This is a genomic window from Neisseria sp. HMSC058F07 (assembly GCF_001810035.1).
GTDB lineage: Bacteria > Pseudomonadota > Gammaproteobacteria > Burkholderiales > Neisseriaceae > Neisseria > Neisseria perflava.
Map to the genome: position 1 here is coordinate 48,461 of NZ_KV799706.1, position 24,650 is coordinate 73,110.

Below are 24,650 nucleotides of genomic sequence, written 5' to 3' on the forward strand. Positions count from 1 at the left end.
TGACACGATGTCTCAATATGATGTAGTAGTGATTGGTGCAGGCCCGGGCGGATACGTTGCCGCCATTCGTGCTGCGCAACTGGGTTTCAAAACCGCTTGCGTTGACGCAGGCGTTAACAAAGCAGGCAACGCCCCAGCATTGGGCGGTACTTGCTTGAACGTAGGCTGTATCCCTTCTAAAGCCCTGTTGCAATCCAGCGAACATTTCCACGCTGCGCAACACGATTTTGCAGAACACGGTATCACTGTCGGCGACGTAAAATTCGACGCAGCCAAAATGATTGAGCGCAAAGATGCCATCGTAACCAAGCTGACCGGCGGCGTGAAATTCCTGTTCCAAAAAAACAAAGTAACCAGCCTGTTCGGTACTGCTTCTTTTGCTGGTAAAAATGGCGATGCTTATCAAATCGAAGTCGATAACAAAGGCGAGAAAACCGTTATCGAAGCCAAACACGTCATCGTAGCGACCGGTTCCGTACCGCGTCCGCTGCCACAAGTTGCTATAGACAACGTGAACGTATTAGACAACGAAGGCGCATTGAATCTGACCGAAGTACCTGCCAAACTCGGCGTGATCGGTTCCGGTGTGATTGGTTTGGAAATGGGTTCCGTATGGAACCGCGTGGGCGCAGAAGTTACCATTCTTGAAGCCGCGCCGACCTTCCTGGCTGCCGCCGACCAACAAATCGCCAAGGAAGCCTTCAAATACTTCACCAAAGAGCAAGGTCTGAGCATCGAATTGGGCGTGAAAATCGGCGACATCAAATCTGAAGGCAAAGGCGTTTCCGTTGCTTACGAAACTGCTGCCGGCGAAGCCAAAACCGAAGTATTCGACAAACTGATTGTTGCCATCGGCCGTATTCCAAACACCAAAGGCCTGAACGCCGAAGCCGTAGGCTTGGAAAAAGACGAACGCGGCTTTATCAAAGTAGATGGCGAATGCCGTACCAATCTGCCTAACGTATGGGCAATCGGCGACGTGGTTCGCGGCCCGATGTTGGCACACAAAGCCAGTGACGAAGGTGTTGCCGTTGCAGAGCGCATTGCCGGTCAAAAACCGCATATCGACTTCAACAACGTACCGTTCGTGATTTACACCGACCCTGAAATCGCTTGGGTGGGTAAAACCGAAGAGCAACTCAAAGCCGAAGGCGTGGAGTACAAAAAAGGTACTTCAGGTTTCGGCGCAAACGGTCGCGCATTGGCAATGGGCAAAGCCAAAGGTACGGTCAAAGTATTGGCAGATGCCAAAACCGACCGCATCTTAGGCGTACACATGATTGGTCCGGTTGTCAGCGAATTGGTTACCGAAGGCGTGACTGCGCTCGAATTCTTCGCCAGCAGCGAAGACATCGCCCGCATCATCCATGCCCACCCAACCTTGTCCGAAGTGGTTCACGAAGCTGCATTGGCGGCCGACAAACGCGCTTTGCACGGTTGATAGACATTAAGGCCGTCTGAAATTTTTCAGACGGCCTTAAGACCTCCGACAAATTGAATGTTCCGAGAGCTTCGTTTTCTGATTTATAATTCCGTCAGACAAACAAACAGCATTTACATTCATTATGAACAAAGAAATAGTCGGTATTTTCTTTATACCGATGGGCATCATCAGCATGTGTATGGCCGCATTGTGGCAGATGTATGTGATGATGACCGAAACTTATACGCTCAACCGTTTCAAAGATAAAGAATTGGTTTGGCGCGTGGCATTGTTGTTTATCAGTTTCAGCCTTGCCGTTTATCTGCTCTGCCCGAATTCGCGTAAAAAAGGCATTGTCTTTTTTATTCTCGGAGGAGGAGGCGCAACCATGTATCTGCTGGCGCGGATGTGGTTGCCTTTCAGTAAATAGTAGGGCCGTCTGAAAATATGGGATTGGCCGCAGGGCGATTCCTAAAACCCACTCACCTTAAGGAGAAATCCATGAATTTACACGAGTATCAGGCTAAAGAACTGCTGGCTAGCTACGGTTTGCCCGTACAAGGCGGTATTTTGGCACACAACGGCGAAGAAGCCGCTGCAGCTTACGACAAATTGGGCGGTAAATTCGCTGTTGTCAAAGCACAAGTACACGCCGGCGGCCGCGGTAAAGCGGGTGGCGTAAAAGTCGTTAAAAGCCGCGAAGAAGCTAAAGAAGTGGCTGAAAGCCTGATTGGCACCAACTTGGTAACTTACCAAACCGATGCCAACGGCCAACCTGTCAACAGCGTTTTGGTTTGCGAAGACATGTATCCGGTTCAAACCGAGCTGTACTTGGGCGCAGTGGTTGACCGTTCTACCCGCCGCGTTACATTCATGGCTTCTACCGAAGGTGGCGTGGAAATCGAAAAAGTTGCTGCCGAAACTCCAGAAAAAATCTTCAAAGTAACCGTTGATCCGCTGGTTGGCCTGCAACCTTGCCAAGCTCGCGAAGTTGCGTTCCAACTGGGCTTGAAAGACAAACAAATCAACGAGTTCGTCAAACTGATGACCGGCGCGTACAAAGCGTTTATCGAAAACGACTTCGCCCTGTTTGAAGTAAACCCATTGGCAGTTCGCGAAAATGGCGCGCTGGCTTGCGTAGATGGCAAAATCGGTATCGACAGCAACGCGCTCTACCGCCTGCCAAAAATCGCTGAATTGCGCGACAAATCTCAAGAAAACGAACGTGAGCTGAAAGCTTCTGAATTCGACCTGAACTATGTTGCCCTGGAAGGTAACATCGGCTGTATGGTTAACGGTGCCGGTTTGGCGATGGCCACTATGGACATCATCAAACTCAAAGGCGGCCAACCTGCCAACTTCTTGGACGTTGGCGGCGGTGCAACCAAAGACCGCGTGGTTGAAGCGTTCAAACTGATTCTGGAAGACAAATCCGTTAAAGGCGTATTGATCAACATCTTCGGCGGTATCGTACGTTGCGACATGATTGCGGAAGCCATCGTGGCAGCCGTTAAAGAAATCAACGTCAACGTTCCTGTCGTTGTTCGTTTGGAAGGTAACAATGCCGAACTCGGCGCGAAAATCCTGAACGAATCAGGTCTGAAACTGACTTCTGCAGACGGCCTGAATGACGCAGCCGAAAAAATTGTTGCAGCCGTAAACGCCTAAGGAGAAAAGAATGAGCGTATTGATTAATAAAGACACCAAAGTATTGGTTCAAGGTTTCACCGGTAAAAACGGTACTTTCCACTCCGAACAAGCTCTGGCTTACGGCACTAAAGTTGTCGGCGGCGTTACCCCGGGCAAAGGCGGTCAAACCCACCTGAACCTGCCCGTGTTTAACACCATGAAAGAAGCCGTTAAAGAAACCGGCGCAGACGCATCTGTAATTTACGTTCCAGCTCCGTTTGTATTGGACTCTATCGTTGAAGCCGTTGATTCAGGCGTAGGCTTGGTCGTTGTGATTACCGAAGGCGTGCCTACTTTGGACATGCTCAAAGCCAAACGTTACTTGGAAACCAACGGCAACGGTACCCGCTTGGTCGGCCCTAACTGCCCTGGTGTGATTACTCCGGGTGAGTGCAAAATCGGTATTATGCCGGGCCACATCCACACTCCGGGCCGCATCGGTATTATTTCCCGTTCCGGTACATTGACTTACGAAGCTGTAGCACAAACCACCAAACTGGGCTTGGGTCAATCAACCTGTATTGGTATCGGCGGCGACCCGATTCCTGGTATGAACCAAATCGACGCACTGAAACTCTTCCAAGAAGACCCAGATACCGACGCCATCATCATGATCGGTGAAATCGGCGGTACTGCGGAAGAAGAAGCAGCCGAATACATCCAATCCAACGTAACCAAACCTGTTGTAGGTTACATCGCTGGTGTTACCGCTCCTAAAGGCAAACGTATGGGCCACGCCGGTGCGATTATCTCCGGTGGTAAAGGTACTGCCGAAGAAAAATTCGCCGCTTTCGAAAAAGCCGGTATCGCTTACACCCGCAGCCCTGCCGAGTTGGGCACTACCATGCTGGAAGTGTTGAAAGCAAAAGGTTTGGCATAAGACTTAAGTCTTTAAGCTGAATTGAAAAGGCCGTCTGAAGTTTTCAGACGGCCTTTTTTTAAATTTCATTTGCTTGTTTTCATAATAAGCACTTAATTTTATTTAAATTAACGTTTATTTTAGAATAAACGGTTATAATTTATTAACAGATAAACAGTCTGTAACCATATCAACCTATATCAAGGAGAAAACCATGAAAAAACACGATTTTGAGGCACGTCGCGAGGCTTTGCTGAAAGACATCCGAGAAGTAATGGATGATGTGGAAGAGTTATACCGCAATGGTGTTGAAGCCGGTTCGGAAGAGGGTAGCAAAGCCCGAGCCAAATTGGAAGAAAAATTGGCTGTGGCCAAAGAGCGTTTGAGCCGTTTTGAAGAAGAGGCCGGCGAACGTCTGCGCCATCATGCCGAGCGTGCGCGTGAAAAATACGAGCAGTTTGAAGAAGCGGCTCAGGAGCGTTTGAAAGAAGGCAAAGAGCGTTTTGCCGAATTTGAAGCTGATGCGGGCGAGCGTTTGAAACGCGGTGCCAAACACGCTGATGAAGTGGTGCATGAGAAACCATATTATGCGATGGGTTTTGCCGCATTGGCCGGTTTGGTTGTCGGTGTGTTGTTGAACCGCCGTTAATGTGAATATGTTAAGGCCGTCTGAACAGGCGTGTACATGAAATCATGGATTTCATTGCGCCGTGCAGACGGCCTTAGCCTTATTTTTCCTGGAAAAAAGGATAATCGAGATGGGAATTCGCCAGCGTTTTGAACATGGCAAGGCTTTGTTGAATCAGGGCGCGGATTTGCTGCTGCTGCGTTTGCAGGTATTGAGCTTGGATTTGACGCGTCAGGCGGAAAATGTGTTTCGTTTGGCGATTTGGCTGGTGTTGTCCGGCGCGCTGTTGATGGTGGGCTTGGTCGGTTTGCTGTTCGGCTTGAACCGCGTGCTGTCGGATGTGGCGGCGTTATGGGTGTTTTTCGGCATTTTCTTCTTGAGCCTGCTGATTATTGCCGTATTGTTCCGCAAAGTATCGGCAGATTATCGGGAGCAGGGCAGCCGTGTGGCTGAGACCTTGCAGGATATTCGATCGGATATTGCGTATTTGCGCGGTGAGATAGACAAGGATGCGGACGATGAAGCAACAGGTGCATAGGAGTTTTCTAAGAATATTAGAACATGTCAATTCTATTGTAAATGCCGTCATAGATAGACATAAAAATATTTTCGTAGCTTTTAAGATACTCTTGAAACCTTGATTAGGCATTTGCTCTCTAATGATAAGGGGTTGTCCTCAAATAATCAGTAAAGAAAGATTTGTTCTGGTTATCTATAGCAGGGTAGTTCCAGTAATATTAATTTGGGGATAGAGTTTTATCAGGATATGAAGACTGTTAGAAAATTTAAATGATAGGTAATTACCATTTTCATCCAAATATAGCTCCGACAGATTTTCTAGATAAAGATCAATGACAATATAATCTTTTCTGTAAAACAAGAGTCGGACAGAATTTACTGTCAGATCAAAGCTCAAAGTAACTCGTTCATCACCGTTAACAAACTTAACAGTCTGAATAACATCGTCTATTTCGCAATCAAATCCATAAATAGATATAAACTCATTACAATTTGGAATCACTAATTTAGTATTATTCATTGCTAGTTCCCTCCGTTGAGTATTATGGTAGCAGAAGATCTCGAGTTGTTATTTATTATTGGAAAAAGACTCTTAAATTTTTAACTTTTTAGGACAGTTACATCTTCTTTTGTTTAAGCCTTATATTTTCCTGAAAAGAGATAATATTGAGATAGCGTTGTCAAATCTGGTGGCTTTGAGGATATTTTTAGGTATTTTTTATGAAGCTGTTGATTATACTGTATCATTTTAAACGGTATCGGCAGATTATCGGGAGCAGGGCAGCCGTGTGGCTGAGACCTTGCAGGATATTCGATCGGATATTGCGTATTTGCGCGGTGAGATAGATAAGGATGCGGACGATGAAGCAACAGGAGTATGAAGAAGCGCGCGAGCTGCTGCTTTTAGAAGCTAAGCTGGTGCGGCTGCGGATTGAAGCGGAAAATTTGAAACTGCGTAAAGCGGAAGAAGGTAATGCTCGGCAGACTAATCGCTTGGTAATGTTGGCCGATGTGGCGTATCAGTTGAGCCAAACGCGTTTGCTGTCTCAACGCTCTTTGTTCTCTACATCACGCCGTCGGCATTGGATCTGGCTAGTGTTGGCGGTCATACTGGGCTTGTCGAGATAATCGAGGGCGGAGATTTGGTCTAAATGATATTTGCAGCGAGTTGTTGGAGCGTGTGAGCCGCTTGTTGAGGACGCTGCGTTATTGTGTTGCCGAAACTGAAACTTTATCTATATTGAGTATTTTTTACAAAAGACACCGGCCGTCTGAACATTTCAGACGGCCTCAATGTTTGGAGTTTCAGATATAATGGCGGCAATTTTGAAATTATTAAATGAAGGATAAGTGATGAACCGTTTGTATCCCCACCCGATTATCGCCCGTGAGGGCTGGCCGATTATCGGCGGCGGTTTGGCTTTGAGCCTGCTGGTGTCGATGTGTTGCGGCTGGTGGTCTTTGCCGTTTTGGGTGTTTACCGTATTTGCTTTGCAGTTTTTCCGCGACCCTGCGCGTGAGATTCCGCAAAATCCTGAAGCAGTGTTGAGTCCGGTTGACGGCCGTATCGTGGTGGTCGAGCGCGCACGCGATCCGTATCGTGATGTCGATGCTTTGAAAATCAGTATTTTTATGAACGTGTTCAACGTGCATTCGCAAAAATCGCCTGCTGATTGTACGGTAACGAAAGTGGTCTATAACAAAGGCAAATTCGTGAATGCGGATTTGGACAAAGCCAGCACGGAAAATGAACGTAATGCGGTGTTGGCGACTACGGCTTCTGGTCGTGAAATTACTTTTGTTCAAGTGGCCGGTTTGGTGGCGCGCCGTATTTTGTGCTACACCCAAGCAGGTGCGAAACTGTCTCGCGGCGAACGTTATGGCTTTATCCGCTTTGGCTCGCGCGTGGATATGTATCTGCCTGTCGATGCGCAGGCGCAAGTGGCGATTGGTGATAAAGTTACCGGCGTCAGCACTGTATTGGCGCGTTTGCCGCTGACTGCGCCGCAAACTGAATCTGAGCCTAAAGCCGCAGCTCAACAAGCTGCGCCAGCTCCACAAGCGACTCCGGCTGAAACAGTGGCAAGCCAATCTACCGAACAGCAGCAAATCGAAGCAGCAGCGGCTAAAATTCAAGCGGCTGTGCAAGATGTGTTGAAAGATTAATAGTCAGTTTTAAATGATTGGTTAAAACAAGAAAAAAGGTTTTCAGACGGCCGTCTGAAAACCTTTTTTGTTTGCCTATCCGATTTTAAAACTTCACATTTACGCCACCGGTAAAGCTGCGGCCCATTTGCGGCGTATCAGAGAGGAAGCTGCTGTGGGCGTAAACGGATTGGTTGAGCAGGTTGTCGGCTTTGACGTACCAATTCCACTCGCCATAGCGCGTATTGCGGCGGTAGTTTGCGCCGAGGTTGAGCATATGGTGTCCGGGTGTGCGTGTTTCGTAGCGGGCGAGTTTGTTTTGATTGAACACGCGGTAGTAGTCCAAATTGGCATCGATACGGTCGGTCAGCGAGGCTTTCAGGTGGAAGCCGAGGCGCGCAGCCGGAACGCGAGGGGCGTTTTGGTCGTCCTGCGCGATGAAAGGACGGTTGCCGTAGGCGTCTTCCCTGCCGGGTAACGACGGAAGGTTTTTCAGACGACCTCTGACGTAGTCGCCGGACAGTCCGATGCGGTAGCGCGGCGTGGGTTTGAAGAAGATTTCGCCTTCCGCGCCGTAGAAGTCTGCGCCGGATTGGTTGTAGCGCACGAGCTTCATTTCGCTGTCGTCTTCGATGGATTTGGGGCCGCGTCCGTCGTTTAAGGTTTGGGCGTAAATGTAGTTGCCGAAGCGGTTGCGGTAGAGCGCCAGATTGTATTGCCAGCGGTCGCCTTCATAGCCCAGCGCGAGTTCGATGTTGTTGGAACGCTCTTTGTTGAGGTGTTTGTTGCCGACTTCAAAGGTGTTGGTGGCGACGTGTTTGCCGTGTGCGTACAGCTCTTGCGTTGACGGCAGGCGTTCCTGATGGGAGGTGGTCAGGCTGAGTTTGTGTTGTGGCGTGAAATACCAGTTGCCCGAAAGTGCGAACGAGCGAGCGGTTTGGCGGTGCGCGCCGAGGTCGGGCAGGGGCTGGTTGTAGTAGTTTTCCCGATCAATCAATGCTTTGTCGTACTGGATGGAGGCTTTTTGTTTTTCCACGCGTACGCCGCCTTCTAGCGTGAAGTTGTCCCAGTTTGCCTGTTCTACACCGAAAAAGCTGTAATGGCGCACATTATTGTCAATCAACATCGGTTGTTGGACGGTTTCGGGAATGGCGGAAAGCGCGCTGGATTTTTGTCCCAAATATTGCACGCCCCAGCTGCCTTTCAGACGGCCTATGGGTTGGTGGCGCAACTCGATACGGGCGTTGTGTGTTTTGTTGTTGAAGAAGTTTTCTACTGCATCGCCTGCTTTTTCGTCGTGGTGGTAGTCATTGCGGTTCAGGTGTACGCGCAGGGCTTCAAAACCTGGGAGCGGCTGCTTCCATTCGGCGCGGAGTTCGTAGCGTTTGTTGCGCAGGTCTATCCACGGTTTGCCGTTGTGGGCATGGGTGTGTGCATTATCGTCGTCGTGAAAGCCGCAGCTCAAGCCCGGATTATCGTAATCAACATCTTCTTCGGTCAATAGGTGCGGATAAAGCTGCAAATAGCGTTTGTTAATCAAACTTTTCTGCCAGATGATGTCGGCGTGGCAGTCGTCGTAGAGATGGCTGTGGGCAGGCAGGCCGTAGCGGTCGCGACGGTCGCTGTACGCCACGCCGAGGAACCCTTTATCGCCAACCCAAGACAGACCGATGCTGCCGGTTTTTGAATCGGCATGGCTATCGGGCAGTCGTTTCAGACGGCCTTCTTCTTTTTGATAGCGCGGTACGGCGTAATCGCCCGATTTGCGGTACAGCCCTTCGGTATGCAGCACGAAGTTTTTGTCCAATCCGACGTTGATGCCGCCGGACGTGAGTTTTTCCAGATTGCCGCTGCTCAAACGTAATCCGGCTTCGCCCGATACTCCGTTTTCAGGCATTTTTTCGGGGATTTTGCCATCGGCAACATCGACCAAACCGGCTACATTGCCCGAGCTGTACAAGAGCGTAACTGGGCCGCGCAGGATTTCGACCTGTTGCGACAAGGCGCTGTCCACCATCAAGGCATGGTCGGGAGAGAAATCCGCCATGTCGCCCGTTTCGCCGTGATGGTTCAATACTTTAATCCGTCTGCCTGTTTGACCGCGAATAACGGGAGCAGATGCGCCGCCGCCGTATTGCGAGGCATGAATGCCCGGTACGCCGTCTAAAGCATCGCCTAAGTTGACGGCTTTTTGGCGTAAGGTATCGCCGGAGATGATTTTGTCGGAGGCGGTCGAAGTATGCAGCAGCCCCGAAGTGGCGCGCGGACGGCTTTTGCCGACGACGGTAACCTCGTCCAAGTCAACCGACTGATCGGTTTCATGCGCTTGGGAGAGGATGGGGGTGCTGATTAAAAGAATAGATAAAACAATGGGTTTGAGTGTGGTTTGTGTCATTTTAGTTTCTCATCATATTTCGAAAGGCTGTTATTATATAACATTTCATTGTTTATATGATAAGATTTTTGAGAAAAAAAGGCCGTCTGAAAACGAAGCGTGGTTTTCAGACGGCCTTTAGCTTGTATCTAGGTTTAAATGAAAACGGAACAATCTCTCTACTGCCTGGTTTGGGCAAGGCAGAAAGTCATGGCAGATTATTTGCTTTCATTGAAAGCATTACTTGGTTTCGGCGGCTTTAGCACCTGCGGTTTCGGCGATCAAATCCAAGAATACCAACGGCTTTTTGCCGATATTTTTCAACGCATGGGACTGGCCTGGGCGGGCGATGGTAATGTCTCCTGCGCCGACTTCGGTTTGTTTGCCTTCGCTGTCGGTAAACAGGCCTTTGCCGGATACGATGATGTATACGTCTTCATTGTCGGTATGTTTGTGCTGACCGATGGAAGCGCCCGGCGGCAATGTGAGCCAGCCGATTTCTTTGAATGCGTCTTGGTCGGCGGTTTGATGGCGCGTGAAGGCAAAGCTGCCGAGCAAGGGGCCTTGGCCTCCGGCTGCGTTTTCGCGGTTCCATTCGGCTAAGTCGGCTTTTTTGTACACTTGGATGCTGCGGTCGGTGGGGGTGGTTTGTTCGGCAGCTTGAGCGTTTAGAGATGTGCCGAGCAGAAGGGCGACAGATAATGCGGCAAATAGTGGTTTCATGGCGGTTCTCCGTTTGTCAGGTTGAGTCAGATAATGCGGATTCCGTTTTCAGACGGCCTGCGGGGTTGAAACGATTAACCCCGCAGGCTTCCCTCAAGATTTATTTCACGTTGCGCAGATAGTTCAACAATAATGGAACAGGGCGGCCGGTCGCGCCTTTTTCACCGCCGGATTTCCATGCGGTACCTGCGATGTCGAGGTGCGCCCACGGGTAATCTTCGGTGAAGTAAGACAGGAAGGTGGCAGCGGTAATCGTGCCTGCACCCGGCGTGCCGATGTTGGGAATGTCGGCGAAGTTGGATTTGAGTTGGTCTTTGTAGGTTTCAAAGAGCGGCAGTTGCCATGCTTTGTCGTCCACGTTGCGGGAAGCGGCCAGCAGGCTGTCGACCAAATCTTGATTGTTGCCCATCACGCCGCTGACGTCATGACCCAGGGCGATGATGCACGCGCCGGTCAGAGTGGCGACGTCGATGACGGCTTTAGGTTTGAATTGTTCGGCGTAAGTCAATGCGTCGCACAAAATCAGACGGCCTTCGGCATCGGTGTTCAATACCTCGATGGTCAAGCCTTTCATGCTTTTCACGACGTCGCCCGGTTTGTTGGCTGCGCCGGAAGGCATGTTTTCACAGGTGGCGACGACGGCAATCAGGTTGATCGGCAGTTGCAGTTTGACGGCGGCGCAGAAGGTACTGATGACGGTTGCCGCGCCACACATGTCGAACTTCATTTCGTCCATGTTCAGGCCGGGTTTGAGGGAAATGCCGCCGGTGTCGAAGGTAATGCCTTTGCCGACCAATACCACAGGCGCGGCTTCTTTGTCGGCCGCACCGAAATAGCTCAGTTCGACCAAATATGGATCTTCGACACTGCCTTTGGCGACAGACCAGAACGAACCCATGTTTTCTTTGATGTAGTCTTTTTCAATGATTTTAGCGTGTGCGCCCAGTTTTTCGGCTTCGGCTTTGGCAGTACGCGCGAGGAATTCAGGCGTACATTCGTTTGGTGCGGCATTGCCCAAGTCGCGGCAGAGGCTTTGTCCGTAAACTTGCGCTTCGGCAACGCGCAGGGCTTCTTTGACGGCGGCTTCGTGTACGCTGTGGAACACGGCTTCTGCAAATTTGGTCGGTTTGGCTTCTTTTTTATAGCGGTCGAAACGGTAGGCGGCATTGCCGAACGCAATCGCAAACGCTTCGGCAACAGCGGCGGCTTGCGCTTCTTCAAAGGCATAAACGTCCACATTGACCGTTTCTTGATTTTGCGCCCATTTGGCGGCTTCGGCTGCGGTTTTGTTCAATACGGCGCGGTCGGTTTTTTCGAGGCGGGAGACGGCAATGGCTTGCAAACCGTTGTCCGTCGGGATTTTGGTGTCGGCGAAATTTTGACCTTCTTCAAGGGAAGCGAAGAGGGCGAGGGCAGTCGGGTTGCTCAGTTGCGATGCTTCGGCGCAGACAAATAATTGCGCACCTGCCTGTTGAGCCTGCAAAGTTTCGGCTTTTGTGCTAAATTTCACGTTTATTCTCCTGATTGGAACGGTTGTCGGTTGTTCAGACGGCCTGTTGACCAACCGTCCGAACAGATGAAAATCATTGTACTCCATTTGTGTCATGCCGTCTGAAGCCTTATTAATAAATATAGGTTTCCCATAAACCGTATACCACGCTCAATCTTATGATTTACCAAAGAAACTTTATTAAAGAACTTTCCTTTACCGCCGTCGGCATCTTTGTCGTCCTCTTGGCGGTATTGGTGTCCACGCAGGCCATCAACCTGCTTGGCCGCGCAGCCGACGGGCGTGTCGCCATCGATGCCGTGCTGGCCTTAGTCGGCTTCTGGGTAATCGGCATGACACCGCTTTTGCTGGTGTTGACCGCATTTATCAGTACGTTGACTGTATTGACCCGCTACTGGCGCGACAGCGAAATGTCGGTTTGGCTCTCTTGCGGATTGGCATTGAAACAATGGATACGCCCGGTCATGCAGTTTGCCGTGCCGTTTGCCATTTTGATTGCCGTCATGCAGCTTTGGGTAATGCCGTGGGCAGAGTTGCGTAGCCGCGAATATGCCGAAATTTTGAAGCAGAAGCAGGAATTATCTTTGGTGGAAGCCGGCGAGTTTAATAGCTTGGGCAAGCGCAACGGCAGGGTTTATTTTGTCGAAACCTTCGATACCGAATCCGGCATCATGAAAAACCTGTTCCTGCGCGAGCAGGATAAAAATGGCAACGACAACATCGTTTTTGCCAAAGAGGGCAATTTTTCGCTGACCGACAACAAACGTACGCTTGAATTGCGCGACGGCTACCGTTACAGCGGTACGCCCGGCAAAGCCGATTACAACCGCGTTTCTTTCCAACACCTCAGCCTGATTATCAGCACCACGCCCAAACTCATCGACCCTGTTTCACACCGCCGTACCATCCCGACCGCCCAACTGATTGGCAGCAGCAACCCCCAACACCAGGCGGAATTGATGTGGCGTATTTCCTTGACCGTCAGCGTTTTGTTGCTGTGCCTGCTTGCCGTGCCGCTTTCCTATTTCAATCCGCGCAGCGGCCATACCTACAATATCCTGATTGCCATCGGCTTGTTTTTGGTTTACCAAAACGGGCTGACCTTTCTGCGCAATGCCGTGGAAGACGGCAAAATCCATTTCTGGCTCGGACTGCTGCCCATGCACATCATCATGTTTGTGATTGCCGTCGTCCTGCTGCGCGTGCGCAGTATGCCTAGCCAACCCTTCTGGCAGGCGGTTGCCAAAAGTCTGACATTGAAAGGCGGAAAATGAACCTGATTTCACGTTACATCATCCGTCAAATGGCGGTTATGGCGGTTTACGCCCTTCTTGCCTTCCTCGCTTTGTACAGCTTTTTTGAAATCATCAACGAAGTCGGCGATCTTGGAAAAGGCAGCTATAACGGCGCAAAATTGGGGCAGTATGTTTTAATGCAGATGCCTGCGCGCGCCTATGAACTGATGCCGCTTGCCGTTTTGATCGGCGGCCTGATTTCCCTCAGCCAACTGGCTTCCGGCAGCGAGCTGACCGTCATCAAAGCCAGCGGCATGAGCACCAAAAAGCTGCTGTTGATTCTGTCGCAGTTCGGTTTGATTTTCGCCATTGCCACCGTCGCGCTTGGCGAATGGGTTGCACCCACGCTGAGTCAAAAAGCCGAAAACATCAAAGCCGCCGCCATCAACGGCAAAATCAGTACCGGCAATACCGGCCTTTGGCTCAAAGAAAAAAACAGCATCATCAACGTGCGCGAAATGCTGCCCGACCATACCCTGCTGGGCATCAAAATTTGGCAGCGCAACGATAAAAACGAACTGACCCAAGCGGCAGAAGCCGAATCAGCGGTTTTGAATCCCGACGGCAGCTGGCAGCTGAAAAACATCCGCCGCAGCATATTGGGCGAAGATAAAGTCGAGGTTTCTACCGCCGCCGAAGAAAACTGGCCGATTTCCGTCAAACGCAACCTGATGGACGTATTGCTCGTCAAGCCCGACCAAATGTCTGTCGGCGAATTGACCACCTACATCGACCATCTGGAAAAAAACAACCAAAATACCCAAGTCTATGCCATCGCATGGTGGCGCAAGCTGGTGTATCCCGTTGCCGCATGGGTGATGGCGCTTGTTGCCTTCGCCTTTACGCCGCAAACCACGCGCCACGGCAATATGGGCTTGAAACTTTTCGGCGGTATCTGCCTCGGTTTGCTGTTCCACTTTGCCGGACGGCTCTTCGGCTTTACCAGCCAGTTGTACGGCGTGCCGCCGTTTTTGGCAGGCGCATTGCCGACGGTTTTGTTTGCACTGTTGGCGGTGTATCTGATACGCCGTCAGGAAAAAAGATAAGGCAAAATCAACTTCAGGCCGTCTGAAAGGCAATCTTCAGACGGCCTGAGTATTTTGTGTGCAAAAAACAAAATGCTAAAGTAAAATAATACCTTTCCAAACCAATACGGCTATTGAAAATGTCCCAAACCATCTGCTTGAATATGATTGTCAAAAACGAAGCGGCAATCATCGAAGAAACACTGGCCAACATCACCGACCACATCAAACTTGACTACTATGTCATCAGCGATACCGGCTCGACCGATGATACCGTCGGCGTGATCCGCCGCTTTTTCGATGCAAAGGGCATCGCGGGCGAGATTCATCATGATGGTTGGCAAAATTTTGCATACAACCGCAATCAGGCTTTGAAACACGCAAAAGGTAAAACCGATTACGTGTTGATTTTTGATGCGGACGACCGCTTTGAAGGCAAATTGGAATTACCCGAACTGACCGCCGACCGCTACCGCCTCCGCATGAGAAATGCTACGGGCAGCGTGATTTATTACCGTCCGCTGTTGTTGCGCAATGACGGTACATTCTACTGGCGCGGCGTGTTGCATGAGTTTATCGAAACCGACAAACAAGATACCAGCGAAGCCACGCTTCATGGTGACTATACGGTTCTCAGCGGCCGTTTCGGCGCACGCAGCAATATGGCGAACAAATACCTGCTTGACGCCGTTTCGTTGGAAAAAGCGTTTTACAGCCCTGAAGATGAAGACCTGAAACCGCGTTACGCCTTTTATGCGGCGCGCTCTTATTGGGACTCCGATATGCCCGAGCGCGCGAGCGAATGGTTTAAAAAACGCATCGAGTTGGGCGGTTGGGTCGAAGAAGTAACGGTTTCTTACCAACAGTTGGGCGAGTGCTACAAATTAATGGGCAAACGCGATGAAGCTTTGGCAACTTGGCTGGCAGGCTACGATTACAACCCGCGCCGTGCCGAGTGTCTCTACCTTGCTCAAACCATGCTGCGTCAGGAAGGGAAATACCGCATTTCCCATGCAATCGGCCTGATGGCGAAACGTATCCCATTCCCGAACGACGATATTCTTTTTGTCCAAAACAATGTTTATCAGTTGGACATCGACTATGAATTGTCGGTTACCGCCTATGCGGCCGGCGATTTGCGCCAAGGCTATGAGTCTTGCCGCCACTTGCTCTTGCTGAATGTACGCGAGGCATTGACCACGGTGACCATGCAAAATATGTGGCTCTACCGCGAACACGCGCAAACCGAAACGCGCGAAGTGTTGGAGCAGCTGGTGGCCGTCATGCAGCCTTATGCTGCGCAGGGCGGACGTTTGGCAGAAGTAACCGAATATTTTGCCGATATTTTGAAAAACCGTTAATCAGGACTTTGCCCCGGCCATAAGGCCGTCTGAAAGGAAATTTTTTGAGCAAGCGCAATCTGTTTTCCGTCGATAAATCTTTGGAAAAGCCCGAACGCGTCCTCTTGGTCGGCGTGATGCTGACGGCGGACTATTCCGGCGCAAACGAAACGCGCGAGCGCGGCTTTCAGACGGCCTTGACCGAAGCGGCAGAATTGGTGGGCGCGGCCGGCGGCGATTTGGTTTCTATCGAAACTTCGCGTCGCGACAAACCGCATCCGGCTTTGTTTGTTGGTACGGGCAAGGTGGAAGAATTGGCGGCAGCGGTCAAGCAGCATGATGTCGGGTTGGTTGTGTTCAACCACGAACTCACGCCGACACAAGAGCGTAATCTGGAAAAAGAGCTTCAATGCCGCGTACTCGACAGAGTGGGTTTGATTTTGGCGATTTTTGCCAAACGCGCCCAGTCGCAGGAAGGTAAGTTGCAGGTGGAACTGGCCCAGCTGAACCACTTGAGCGGACGGCTGGTGCGCGGTTATGGACATTTGCAAAGTCAGAAGGGTGGCATCGGCTTGAAAGGGCCGGGCGAAACCCAGCTGGAAACCGACCGCCGTTTAATCGGGCAAAAAATCACGGCATTGAAAAAACAGCTTGCCGATGTCCGCAAACAACGCGCCACGCGCCGCAAATCGCGCATGAGCGGCCGTCTGAAAACCTTTGCCATTGTCGGCTATACCAATGCCGGAAAATCTAGCCTGTTCAACCGCCTGACCAAAGCAGACGTATTGGCGAAAGACCAGTTGTTCGCCACTTTAGATACCACTGCGCGCCGGCTTTTCCTGTCGCACGAGGCGAGTGTGATTTTGACCGATACCGTCGGCTTCGTCCGCGATTTGCCGCACAAGCTGGTGTCGGCGTTTTCCGCTACTTTGGAAGAGACGGCGATGGCGGATGTGCTACTGCACGTCGTTGATGCGTCCAATCCCGATTTTGAACGGCAGATGGACGATGTCAACGAAGTCTTGGAAGAAATTGGCGCGCATGAGATTCCGCAATTGGTGGTGTACAACAAAATCGATTTGCTGCCGTCGGGTATGCGTGAAGCCGGCATTTTGCGCGACAATTCCGGACAGGCGGTCGGCGTGAATATTTCCGTTGTCGAAAGTTTGGGCATGGACGGTTTGCGTGAAGCGATGATTGAATTGGCCGTACAGCCAAGTGCTTGATAGTATGGAATGAAACAAGGCCGTCTGAATGTTCAGACGGCCTTACCGTAAAATTCTAAATCTGAGGATTATGCCGACAGAGGGCTTTTCTTTTTGAACACGCTTTCGTAAAGCATCCAAGCGGCGAGGCTCAGGTATACGGTGCTGGACAAAATGCCGATAACGGCGAAGATAGGCATAAGGCGATCAATCATGGTGAGGTTTCCCAATAAGTTAGTTTTATAAGTAAATGTGTGTTTTTTGATTTCCGTCTTCGCGGAATGCCTAAAGTATGCTGCTTAAATGGATTGAGGTCAATAAAAAATGTATTAGGATTTTTAAAAAAGTTCCATTTTTACATTAAAATAATTGGAAGTTTTTAAAGATAAACGGTATTTATATGTTACCGTTCATCGTTTGATAAACGGTCAATACTTTGTTTTCCATATTTTTTACAAAGTCCGACAGCCTGTTAATTCAAAATTGAATGAAAAGAGGCGGAAAAACGCTTTTTGCTAAAATGTAACACCCTGAAACGATTGTTTCAGGCCGTCTGAAAAATAAATCGAACACATTATGACATCTTCCACACATCCCCAAAAAAACTGTTTCCATTGCGGACTTGAAGTCCCGGAGCATCTGCATCTGACGGTTCGTTTTGAAGACGAAGAACACGAAACCTGCTGTGCCGGTTGCCAAGCGGTGGCGCAGAGTATCATCGATGCCGGTTTGGGCAATTATTACAAACAGCGTACCGCAGACGCGGAAAAATCCGAATTGCCGCCGCCGGAAGTATTGTCTCAATTAAAGCTGTACGATTTGCCCGAAGTGCAGGCGGATTTTGTCGAGGTCGGCGTTGGGGATGAGCGCGAGGCGGTGTTGATGCTGGGCGGCATTACCTGCGCCGCGTGTGTGTGGCTGATTGAACAACAGTTGTTGCGCATGAAGGGCGTAGTGCGCGTGGATTTGAATTACAGTACCCATCGCTGCCGCGTGGTGTGGGACAGCGCCCACATCGAATTGTCAGACATTCTGCTGAAAATCCGCCAAACCGGTTATACCGCCGCGCCTTATGATGCGCAAAAAATCGAAGTGCAGGCGCAGAAAGAGCGCAAACAGTTTATCGTCAGATTGGCCGTAGCCGGCTTGGGTATGATGCAGACGATGATGTTTGCCCTGCCGACTTATTTTTACGGTGGCGACATCGAGCCGCTTTATTTGGAAATCCTGCATTGGGGCGGCTTTTTGATGGTGTTGCCCGTTGTGTTTTATAGCGCGTTGCCGTTTTACCGCGGCGCATGGCGTGACTGGAAAAACCGCCGTGTCGGCATGGATACGCCGATTGCCATTGCCATTGTGATGACCTTTATCGCCGGTATTTACAGCCTGGCTACCAACGCAGGGCAGGGCATGTATTTTGAATCCATTGCCATGCTGCTGTTTTTCCTGTTGGGCGGGCGTTTTATGGAACAGATTGCCCGACGCAAAGCAGGCGATGCGGCGGAGCGGTTGGTCAAACTGGTTCCGGCATTTTGCCATCGTTTGCCTTCTTATCTGGAAAGCGAAGTTATCGAGGAAGCCGCAGTCGTCCGCCTCAATATCGGCGATACGATTGTTGTGAAGCCCGGCGAAGTCATTCCGGTGGACGGTACGGTTTTATCCGGCGAGAGCGAAGTTAACGAAGCCATGTTGACCGGCGAAAGCCTGCCCATTGTGAAAAGGCCGTCTGAAAAAGTAACCGCCGGCACGCTCAACACCAGCAGCCCTTTAATCATCCGCACCGACCATACCGGCGGCAACACGCGCCTGTCCCATATCGTCAAACTACTCGACCGTGCGCTGGCGCAAAAACCGCGTGCCGCCGAGTTGGCCGAAAAATACGCGTCCAGTTTTGTGTTTGGCGAACTTTTGCTTGCGATTCCTGTGTTTATCGGCTGGGCTTGGTATGCAGATGCGCACACTGCTCTGTGGATTACCGTTGCCCTGCTGGTCATTACCTGCCCATGCGCCTTGTCGCTCGCTACCCCGACCGCGTTGGCCGCTTCTACCGGTGCGCTTGCCAAAGACGGCATTCTCATCAGCGGCAAACAAAGCCTGGAAACGCTTGCCCAAATTGACGACGTCGTGTTCGACAAAACCGGTACGCTGACCAAAGGGCAGCTTTCCGTCAGCCGTATGTTGTCCGCAGGCCGTCTGAACGAAGCCCAAGCCCTTGCTATCGCCCAGGCATTGGAACAGCAATCCGAACACCCCATCGCCCGTGCCATTTTGAACCATACGCTTTCAGACGGCCTGGTATCCGCGTTTGATGTGAAAGTGCAGCAACGGGTCAACCGTATTGGGTACGGTGTCAGCGCGCAAATCGAATTTGATGGCGAAACCCAAGTTTGGTCTTTGGGCAAAGCGGCATTTGTTTCGGAAATTGCCGGTCATCTGCCTGAAACATTTGCCCATATCGACCACACAGGCGGCATTATTTTCTTGGGCAATCAAAGCGGTTTTCAGACGGCCTTTTTATTGGAAGACCAAATCAAAGACAGCGCCTTCGAAATGTTGCAAAACCTGAAACAACACGGCATCCGTCTGCACCTTTTAAGTGGCGACTGTCAAGCTGCCGTAGACCAAGTCGCGCAAGAGCTGGGTTTGGATGCCTATCGTGCCGAAGCCACGCCTGAAGACAAACTGGCTTATGTGGAAAATCTGCAAAAACAAGGGCGTAAAGTCATGATGATCGGCGACGGGATTAACGATGCCCCCGTCCTTGCCCAAGCAGACGTATCGGCAGCCGTGGCCACGAGTGCCGATGTGGCGCGAGATGGTGCGGATGTGGTTTTGCTCAATGATGATTTGAACGTTTTGCCCGTGATGATGGAACAGGCACGCCGCACCCATCAAATCATCCGTCAAAACCTGACTTGGGCGAGCGCATACAATCTGGTTGCCGTTCCGCTGGCCGTGTTTGGTTACGTTACCCCGTGGATTGCCGCGCTCGGCATGAGTTTCAGCTCGCTGCTGGTGTTGGGCAATGCCTTGAGATTGTTGAAAACCAAAAAGGCCGTCTGAAAACGGCCAATCCATTGCTCAAACGAAAGAATACACCATGCCTAAAGCCACTTTTTATACACACGTCGCCCAGCCGGCCGCCTTTGCCTGCCGCCTGATTGCGCGCGCCATACGCGATGGCGGGCAGATTTTGGTGTGGTCGGATTCTGCTTCGGCAGTGCAGCAACTCGACGTTGATTTGTGGCAGCAGATTCCCGAAAGCTTTATTCCGCATGAAGTTTGGCTGTCTACTGACCTCATGCCGTCTGAAACGCCGGTATTGCTTGCGTTTGGAAATGCATTGCCGAATATTCCGCAGGATTGCACGGTTTTGAACCTGTCTACCGATTTTTGGAGCCAAGCCCCGGTCATTCCAAACCGTATCCTTGAAATTGTCGGCAACAGCTTAGAAGATTTGGCCGAAGCCCGAGACCGTTTCCGAGCGTATCGTCAGAGTGGATTCGAGATTGAGCATTTTTCGAGAGAAGGGAAGGATTGAGTGTTGAAGATATTCAAGGCCGTCTGAATATAAACAAAGGGACATTTTAATGATGTCCCTTTATTTTTTAGATTGATTATCGGAAGGCTTCGCGCCATATGCCATAAAATATGAGACAACAGCAGAAAGCGTCGAAATAGTGGAAAAAGCGTTCGAAAAGGGAAGTATTGGCAAGATACCATTGAACAGACTGATGGTGGTGTTGGGGATTTTTGAGGATTAAGTTGGGGAAACGGACAATCGAAGGTACGGCAAGTAAGTCAAACAGATTGAGGAAGACTGTAACCAATAATGAAAAACCGATTGTCTCATGAAATACGTCGAATGGCTGCAATGACAGGGTGTGTGCAAATAGGGAGGTCAGGGCAGATTTGTTGGACATCCATAAATAAAACAGCCCACCGATAGATAGGTAAAGCGCTAGACGAATCCATATGGATAGCTTGCGTCGCAAATAGAGGATGAAGAATAAGTTGAGCAGGATAAAGAAAATAGGAAAAACTGATTTCATGGGTTTGTTTGCTTACAGTTTGGTATTTAAAGCCGCTAAGGGAAACGCATTATTGCTTGTATGAAGGGCTGCCTTAGGAAAAGACAGTCTGAAAAGGCCATTCTATTTTAGGCCGTCTGAAAAAGATTTGCGTAAGGGCAAGGGTTTCAGACGGCCTTAAGTTTTTTTGAAGTCAAAATCCGATGGTTTAGGATTCGGTTTTTGAGGCCGCATTGGCGAAATAGCGGTTGGATACCGGATTGAAGATGAGGAGCAGCAAAACAGGGTGGAGAATGGATTGAATAATGATTTGTTGAGAACTATAGCTCGCCATATCGCTATACACCATGATTAGCGAAGAGGCCGCTAGCACAATAGCCAGCCAACGGGCAGAACGGTTGCCTGAAAGCAGGCCGACAGCAATAAATACCGGTAAGGAAAGGAGGATGAAGTATAGGGGCATAGACAGCCACCAAGGCAGGAAAGGGAATGCCAAGGCTGCAACCTCTATCAGTAAATCGCCCGAATAAATCGCAAGAGCAACCGTAGTAAAGCAAGTAAGGGCAGTTATGATGAAATAGAGAACGGTGGCGATGGTAACAGGGACTGGACGTTTCATGTAATAAAAGCCTTGGAGGGGATATCGGGGATAAGGATTAAAATCGGTATTGGCCAAACCTTGTTATCGAAGGCGATGGCCGTCTGAAAGCAGGCTATTCGTCTTTCTCAAATGAAGAATGCTTGATAATGGCAGGCTGGAAGACTGCAACCAAATAGAGCATGATAGGAAGGATGAGATACGTAAAAGGAATATCTGCGCGAAATAGTGCAATCAGAAAGGCAAGGTATAAGGTCAGCAGGGCAAGGAAAATAATGCTCTTTTTCCATGTCGCTTGGCGGATTTCTTTTGCAGTTGGCTGCTTATAGCGGACTTTTTTGTGGCAGGTCGGGCATTCTTTAATGCTTTTCAGTCCTTTGAATGCACTACCTCGAATCGGATTGGAGCAATGCGGACAAAAAAATGGGGACGATTTCATTATTTTTTATTGGGCCGTATAAAGTATTGCCCATCCGGAAAAGTGGGTTGGATGGGCAAAGTATATGTTTATTCGTCTTTTTCAAAAGATGAAAGTTTGTTTTGAATCGGGATAATGTAGTAGACGAAAAAGCCGATAACTAATGCCATACTGATATATTGGGGGAATGTACCAAACAGGCTGATCAGTATTGCCGCTACGATGCAGACAACTACTACAAAAATAGCGAAAGGTTTCAGCAAAGCTTTGAAATATTCGCCAACAGGCGGTTTTTTGAATTTGACTTTTTTATGGCAGGAAGGACATTCTTTGACTGCGGCCAAACCTTTAACCAATCCGCCTTGGATCGGGGCATGGCAGTGTGGGCAGGGGAGTGAAGGGTTTAGATTATTCATTGTGTTCAACCTGACTTAGGGTTTGGAAAGGTGGTATCGATGTTGCCGATACCACCGATATTTATCGGAAACAATAGGCTTATTGGGAGTATTTTTTGCCTAAAGCTTCGGCAGCTTTTTGTACTTCTTGATTGGCTGCACGTAGGGTTTCTTGCAATTTTTGAGATTTTTCTTGGAAATCATTGGCAAATTTGAGCGAATCTTTATCTTTGCCGTTGATAGTCAGCTCAGAAGCATGTTTGCCTGCATAAATCATCATGTTGTTGGCAGCACTGCTGACTTGTAATGCACGATCCAGAACTGCTTTGATTTCAGGATCTTTGATGTCGAGGGCAGCTGCGCTCTGATGGAATTGTTCCAGTGCGGCAGTCAGTTTGTTCATCTGCTCCAAAGCTTCTTTTTCTTTATTTTGGTTAGCCAAGTTTTGCAATTCTAGGCCTAGCTGAGTAATTTTTTGAGCTTCTTCACCAGTGGTGAAGTGAATGAATTTTTGCAATTCGGCAAGACCGTCTGGAGATTTTTTATCGGAAATGACGATAGGTTCGGCCAGTTTAGGATCTGCTTCCGGGAATTCGCTCAGAGCTTTTTCGTATTTGTTGGCAGAGCTAGATTCGCTTTGAGCAACTTGTTCTGCCGGTTTGTCGCTGCTGCCTTTATTACCGGAGTCGCCGCAGGCTGCCAGCAGGGAAGCGGTCAAGATCAGCATACCGAATTTGTTTAATACGTTCATATTAGGATTCCTTCTTAAGCTAGGAGAAAATTGGGGGAAATTTGTTTTTATTGATGAGCGTAGATAATTGTTTGTACTTTTGTCCTATTTTATTACAGATTTGTTTATTTTTCTCAAATTAGGTTAAGTGGTATGTTTTTGGAATTAAACGGCGAAGGTGGATGGTTGTAAAATATTGAATATATAATGAAATTAACAAGGGTAATAATAAGCCAGGCTACACTGTTTTGAGCTAAAGTTGATTTTTTTTATTAAGATGTTGTTGATTTATGTAATGGAAATAAAAAAGGCCTTCTGAAACAATAAAGTTTCAGAAGGCCTTTTTGACTGGTTGGAATTAGTTGCCTAAGTCGAATGCTTTGTGCAGAACGCGGGTAGCCAGTTCCATGTATTTTTCGTCAATCAGGACGGATACTTTGATTTCGGAAGTTGAAATCATTTGGATGTTGATGCCTTCTTCTGCGAGGGTGCGGAAGATTTTGGCGGCTACGCCGACGTGTGAACGCATGCCCAAGCCGACTGCGGAGACTTTGCATACGGTGTCGTCGCCGTCGATGTAGGCGGCGCCGATGCTGTCTTGGCGTTGTTGCAGGAGTTCGATGGTTTGTTTGTAGTCTCCGCGTGGAACGGTGAAGGAGAAGTCTGTTGTGCCTTCGCTGCCAACATTTTGGATGATCATGTCGACTTCGATGTTGGCATCGGCAACTGCGCCGAGGATTTGGTAGGCAACGCCGGGTTTGTCAGGTACGCCGCGTACGTTGATGCGTGCTTGGTTTTTGTCGAATGCGATACCGGTTACGGCTGCTCTTTCCATGTTGTCGTCCTCTTCAAAGGTAATCAGGGTGCCGTTGCCGCCATCTTGCAGGCTGCTGAGTACGCGCAGGCGCACTTTGTATTTTCCGGCGAATTCTACGGAGCGGATTTGTAAAACTTTTGAGCCGAGGCTGGCCAATTCGATCATTTCTTCGAATGTGATCGTGTCCATGCGGCGTGCTTCGGGTACGACGCGCGGGTCGGTGGTGTAAACGCCGTCTACGTCGGTATAAATTTGGCATTCGTCGGCTTTGAGGGCTGCGGCGATGGCAACGGCGGAGGTATCCGAACCGCCACGGCCGAGGGTTGAGATATTGCCTTCGCTGCTGATGCCTTGGAAACCGGCTACGATAACGACTTTACCGGCAGCCAAATCGGCACGCATTCTTTCGTCGTCGATGTTTTCGATGCGGGCTTTGGTGTGGGAAGTGTCGGTTTGGAGGGCGACTTGCCAGCCGGTGTAGCTCTTGGCGTCAACGCCGATGTCTTTCAGGGCCATGGCCAGCAGGCCGATGGTCACTTGTTCGCCGGTAGCGAGAACGACGTCGAGTTCGCGCGGATCGGGATGCTCTTGCATTTCGTGCGCCAGTGCGACCAGTCGGTTGGTTTCGCCGCTCATGGCGGATACGACGACTACGATGTCGTGTCCTTCGGCGCGGGCTTTGGCGACACGTTTGGCTACGTTTTTGATGCGTTCGGGCGAGCCTACTGATGTGCCGCCGTATTTATGTACGATTAACGCCATGTTTCGTGCTTTCTTGTGGGGGTTGTCGGGCAGCTTGGTTTGCTGGAAAAAGGGTTATTATTACTATTTTTTACATGGAATTCAAGGATAGAACGCGCTTTTTTGAGTAAATACGCATAAAGGGGTTTGGTTAAAAAAGGCCGTCTGAAAGTTTTCAGACGGCC

The 24,650-nt window shown here is 49.8% G+C and carries 25 protein-coding genes; 14 read left to right on the forward strand and 11 right to left on the reverse strand.

Going from position 1 to position 24,650, the window contains the following annotated elements; translation table 11 throughout:
* Nucleotides 1-7 precede the first annotated feature (7 nt).
* The 6 genes from lpdA (at nt 8) to HMPREF2696_RS08355 (ending at nt 5,137) form a co-directional block, all read left to right on the forward strand.
* Nucleotides 8-1,441: a dihydrolipoyl dehydrogenase gene (lpdA, locus tag HMPREF2696_RS08330; protein ID WP_002217382.1), complete on the forward strand. Its 1,434-nt coding sequence runs from the start codon at nt 8-10 to the stop codon at nt 1,439-1,441.
* Nucleotides 1,442-1,565: 124 nt separating this feature from the next.
* A complete protein-coding gene (locus HMPREF2696_RS08335; protein ID WP_004519272.1) occupies nt 1,566-1,853 on the forward strand; it encodes a hypothetical protein in 288 nt (95 codons plus the stop codon).
* A 17-nt stretch (nt 1,854-1,870) separates the two neighbouring features.
* Nucleotides 1,871-3,091, forward strand: coding sequence for an ADP-forming succinate--CoA ligase subunit beta (gene sucC, locus HMPREF2696_RS08340; protein ID WP_004519273.1), 1,221 nt, complete (start codon nt 1,871-1,873; stop codon nt 3,089-3,091).
* Between the two features lie 10 nt (nt 3,092-3,101).
* Complete coding sequence (gene sucD / locus HMPREF2696_RS08345) at nt 3,102-3,992, forward strand: succinate--CoA ligase subunit alpha (protein WP_002221113.1); 891 nt, start codon at nt 3,102-3,104, stop codon at nt 3,990-3,992.
* Between the two features lie 193 nt (nt 3,993-4,185).
* Entirely contained in the window at nt 4,186-4,620 is a 435-nt protein-coding gene (locus HMPREF2696_RS08350) for an ElaB/YgaM/YqjD family protein (RefSeq protein WP_004519274.1), read from the forward strand.
* 109 nt (nt 4,621-4,729) lie between these two features.
* A complete protein-coding gene (locus HMPREF2696_RS08355) occupies nt 4,730-5,137 on the forward strand; it encodes a phage holin family protein (RefSeq protein ID WP_039861951.1) in 408 nt (135 codons plus the stop codon).
* A 174-nt stretch (nt 5,138-5,311) separates the two neighbouring features.
* Here the strand turns inward: HMPREF2696_RS08355 and HMPREF2696_RS08360 are convergent, their stop codons facing one another.
* On the reverse strand, nt 5,312-5,638 hold the full coding sequence (locus HMPREF2696_RS08360; protein WP_004519276.1) for a hypothetical protein: 327 nt from the start codon (nt 5,636-5,638) through the stop codon (nt 5,312-5,314).
* Nucleotides 5,639-5,979: 341 nt separating this feature from the next.
* Between HMPREF2696_RS08360 and HMPREF2696_RS08365 the strand changes: the two genes are divergently transcribed.
* Complete coding sequence (locus tag HMPREF2696_RS08365) at nt 5,980-6,246, forward strand: hypothetical protein (RefSeq protein WP_039861953.1); 267 nt, start codon at nt 5,980-5,982, stop codon at nt 6,244-6,246.
* 225 nt (nt 6,247-6,471) lie between these two features.
* Nucleotides 6,472-7,284 carry a phosphatidylserine decarboxylase gene (locus tag HMPREF2696_RS08370; RefSeq protein WP_004519279.1) on the forward strand — a complete coding sequence of 271 codons (813 nt, stop codon included), beginning with the start codon at nt 6,472-6,474 and terminating at the stop codon, nt 7,282-7,284.
* A gap of 85 nt (nt 7,285-7,369) precedes the next feature.
* Here the strand turns inward: HMPREF2696_RS08370 and znuD are convergent, their stop codons facing one another.
* The 3 genes from znuD to HMPREF2696_RS08385 all read right to left on the reverse strand — a co-directional run bounded on the left by znuD (nt 7,370) and on the right by HMPREF2696_RS08385 (nt 11,870).
* On the reverse strand, nt 7,370-9,658 hold the full coding sequence (znuD, locus tag HMPREF2696_RS08375; RefSeq protein ID WP_070588297.1) for a TonB-dependent zinc receptor ZnuD: 2,289 nt from the start codon (nt 9,656-9,658) through the stop codon (nt 7,370-7,372).
* 219 nt (nt 9,659-9,877) lie between these two features.
* Complete coding sequence (locus tag HMPREF2696_RS08380; RefSeq protein WP_070588299.1) at nt 9,878-10,360, reverse strand: cupin domain-containing protein; 483 nt, start codon at nt 10,358-10,360, stop codon at nt 9,878-9,880.
* A gap of 100 nt (nt 10,361-10,460) precedes the next feature.
* Complete coding sequence (locus tag HMPREF2696_RS08385; protein WP_039861954.1) at nt 10,461-11,870, reverse strand: leucyl aminopeptidase; 1,410 nt, start codon at nt 11,868-11,870, stop codon at nt 10,461-10,463.
* A 158-nt stretch (nt 11,871-12,028) separates the two neighbouring features.
* Here HMPREF2696_RS08385 and lptF point away from each other — a divergent pair, with 158 nt between their 5' ends.
* The 4 genes from lptF to hflX all read left to right on the forward strand — a co-directional run bounded on the left by lptF (nt 12,029) and on the right by hflX (nt 16,756).
* On the forward strand, nt 12,029-13,144 hold the full coding sequence (gene lptF / locus HMPREF2696_RS08390) for an LPS export ABC transporter permease LptF (protein ID WP_004519285.1): 1,116 nt from the start codon (nt 12,029-12,031) through the stop codon (nt 13,142-13,144).
* On the forward strand, nt 13,141-14,211 hold the full coding sequence (lptG, locus tag HMPREF2696_RS08395) for an LPS export ABC transporter permease LptG (protein ID WP_003745632.1): 1,071 nt from the start codon (nt 13,141-13,143) through the stop codon (nt 14,209-14,211). The genes lptF and lptG overlap by 4 nt, the downstream gene beginning before the upstream one ends.
* A gap of 119 nt (nt 14,212-14,330) precedes the next feature.
* A complete protein-coding gene (locus HMPREF2696_RS08400) occupies nt 14,331-15,551 on the forward strand; it encodes a glycosyltransferase (RefSeq protein ID WP_232502740.1) in 1,221 nt (406 codons plus the stop codon).
* A gap of 44 nt (nt 15,552-15,595) precedes the next feature.
* Nucleotides 15,596-16,756, forward strand: a complete 1,161-nt coding sequence (hflX, locus tag HMPREF2696_RS08405; RefSeq protein ID WP_070588300.1) for a GTPase HflX — start codon at nt 15,596-15,598, stop codon at nt 16,754-16,756.
* Nucleotides 16,757-16,824: 68 nt separating this feature from the next.
* Here hflX and HMPREF2696_RS11925 read toward each other — a convergent pair whose 3' ends face one another.
* Complete coding sequence (locus HMPREF2696_RS11925) at nt 16,825-16,950, reverse strand: hypothetical protein (protein WP_003678791.1); 126 nt, start codon at nt 16,948-16,950, stop codon at nt 16,825-16,827.
* 361 nt (nt 16,951-17,311) lie between these two features.
* Here HMPREF2696_RS11925 and HMPREF2696_RS08410 point away from each other — a divergent pair, with 361 nt between their 5' ends.
* Together HMPREF2696_RS08410 and HMPREF2696_RS08415 are read left to right on the forward strand one after the other, a co-directional pair.
* A complete protein-coding gene (locus tag HMPREF2696_RS08410) occupies nt 17,312-19,798 on the forward strand; it encodes a heavy metal translocating P-type ATPase (RefSeq protein WP_070588302.1) in 2,487 nt (828 codons plus the stop codon).
* Nucleotides 19,799-19,835: 37 nt separating this feature from the next.
* Entirely contained in the window at nt 19,836-20,276 is a 441-nt protein-coding gene (locus HMPREF2696_RS08415; RefSeq protein ID WP_070588304.1) for a DNA polymerase III subunit chi, read from the forward strand.
* A 76-nt stretch (nt 20,277-20,352) separates the two neighbouring features.
* On the opposite strand, the gene HMPREF2696_RS08420 is transcribed toward HMPREF2696_RS08415, so the two are convergent.
* The 6 genes from HMPREF2696_RS08420 to HMPREF2696_RS08445 form a co-directional block, all read right to left on the reverse strand.
* The gene (locus HMPREF2696_RS08420) at nt 20,353-20,787 is read right to left on the reverse strand and encodes a hypothetical protein (protein ID WP_070588306.1); all 435 of its coding nucleotides are present in this window, start codon (nt 20,785-20,787) and stop codon (nt 20,353-20,355) included.
* 187 nt (nt 20,788-20,974) lie between these two features.
* Nucleotides 20,975-21,385: a hypothetical protein gene (locus HMPREF2696_RS08425; RefSeq protein WP_004519295.1), complete on the reverse strand. Its 411-nt coding sequence runs from the start codon at nt 21,383-21,385 to the stop codon at nt 20,975-20,977.
* A gap of 94 nt (nt 21,386-21,479) precedes the next feature.
* The gene (locus tag HMPREF2696_RS08430; protein WP_004519296.1) at nt 21,480-21,803 is read right to left on the reverse strand and encodes a hypothetical protein; all 324 of its coding nucleotides are present in this window, start codon (nt 21,801-21,803) and stop codon (nt 21,480-21,482) included.
* Between the two features lie 68 nt (nt 21,804-21,871).
* Nucleotides 21,872-22,198 (reverse strand): purine permease, encoded by a 327-nt coding sequence (locus tag HMPREF2696_RS08435; protein WP_224783368.1) that lies wholly within the window; start codon nt 22,196-22,198, stop codon nt 21,872-21,874.
* Between the two features lie 79 nt (nt 22,199-22,277).
* A complete protein-coding gene (locus HMPREF2696_RS08440; protein ID WP_004519298.1) occupies nt 22,278-22,928 on the reverse strand; it encodes a hypothetical protein in 651 nt (216 codons plus the stop codon).
* A gap of 337 nt (nt 22,929-23,265) precedes the next feature.
* On the reverse strand, nt 23,266-24,486 hold the full coding sequence (locus tag HMPREF2696_RS08445) for an aspartate kinase (protein WP_004519299.1): 1,221 nt from the start codon (nt 24,484-24,486) through the stop codon (nt 23,266-23,268).
* Nucleotides 24,487-24,650: the final 164 nt, after the last annotated feature.